The organism is Laspinema olomoucense D3b (genome assembly GCF_025370785.1).
Classification (GTDB): Bacteria; Cyanobacteriota; Cyanobacteriia; order Cyanobacteriales; family Laspinemataceae; genus Laspinema; species Laspinema olomoucense.
Window position 1 is genome coordinate 1 of record NZ_JAMXFA010000093.1, and the last position, 1,665, is coordinate 1,665.

Here is a 1,665-nt window from a genome sequence, read left to right on the forward strand (position 1 = left end):
GGGCTTGCTGAAAAGAAGCAAAAAGCTTACCGTACAAGGGTTGTAGGAGTATTGCTCGAACACAAAAGACAGGAAAAAGGGGTAAAATTGAAAATTGTTGTGCATCGGTGAAGGGAAAATGTATCGAAAATCACAAAGGGACCTGGGGCCAGAAGGAGCCTTTGAACTTCCTTTTGAGGGCCAGCTAAGTGAAGAAAATCGTTGGGTAGTTCTATCGAAGCTAATTCCTTGGTCTGAATTTGAGGCAGAATATGCCCAGAATTTTTCTGAAGACATGGGGGCAACAGCCAAATCTTTTCGGATAGCACTGGGTGCTTTAATCATCAAAGAAAAGTTGGGTATTAGTGACCGAGAAACCGTTGAACAAATTCAAGAAAATCCGTATTTACAGTATTTTATTGGACAAAATAGCTATCAAAATGAAGCGCCCTTTGACCCTTCAATGATGGTTCATTTTCGCAAAAGAATTACTCCGGATCTGCTTCAAAAAATTAATCGTAGAATTGTCCAAAAAAGTCTAGGTTTTAAGCCGGAGGAACCCAGCCCAAAAAAGTTAGAAGAAGCCGAAAACCTAAAAGGAAATAGAGGTAGGCTATTAATGGATGCAACAGTTTCCCCTGCGGATATCAAATACCCCACGGATGTAGAGCTATTAAATCAAGCCAGAAAAACTACCGAAAGCATCATAGACCTCTTATATAAATTTCTGAAAGATAACCTAGACAAAAAACCAAGAACTTACAGGAAAAAGGCAAGAAAAGATTATTTAAACTTCGCTAAAAAGAGGAAGCATTCTCAAAAGGAAAGAAAAGAAGCTGTTAAAAAACAACTACAATATATTAAACGAAACTTGGGACATATTGACAGGTTAATTGCTCAGGGGGCCAGTTTAGAACTCTTAAGCAGAAGGCAATACAGGAATTTATTGGTTTCATCCGAAATCTATCGTCAACAGGATTTGATGTGGTCGAATAATCAAAAAAGAATCGACAATCGGATTGTCAGTTTAACACAACCTCATGTCCGTCCAATCGTCCGAGGTAAAGCAGGAAGTCCTACGGAATTCGGAGCGAAGTTATCAGTCAGTTGCGTAGAAGGATATGTATTGCTCGAAAACATTAGCTGGGAAAACTATAATGAAAGTGGAGATTTTGTTAGTCAAGTCGAGGCGTACAAAGAATTGACGGGATTTTACCCGGAATCGGTTCACGCCGATAAAATTTATCGCACCCGAGTCAATAGAGCTTGGTGTAAAGAAAGAGGGATTAGACTCAGCGGACCTCCATTAGGGAGACCGCGAACCCAAGTCAGCCTTGAAGATAAAAAACAAGCAGAAGAAGATGAGCGCATTCGCAACCAAATTGAAGGGAAATTTGGACAGGGTAAACGAAGATTCAGTCTGAATCGAGTCATGTCTAAACTATCTAATACTTCGGAAACCTCTATTAATCTTACGTTTCTAGTGCTCAACTTGGTGAAACTGCTGAGGCAGTTTTACTGTCTTTTTTTGTCTCAATTTTTCCAAACTATTATAATCTTGTACCGAAGCATTAATTTTAGCTATACCTGGAACAATCCAAGTAAAGCCCTGTTTATTGGTGCAGGAATAGGGGCCTCTTGTTCATTTACCCCCCCTGCTTTTTATAACTTTTTCAGCAAACCCTA

1 protein-coding gene is annotated in these 1,665 nt (G+C 39.6%); it reads left to right on the forward strand.

The genetic code is table 11. The annotated features are described in order from the left end of the window. Positions 1-118 precede the first annotated feature (118 nt). On the forward strand, positions 119-1,665 hold a 1,547-nt coding region (locus NG792_RS28760; RefSeq protein ID WP_261237800.1), incomplete at its 3' end, for an IS5 family transposase.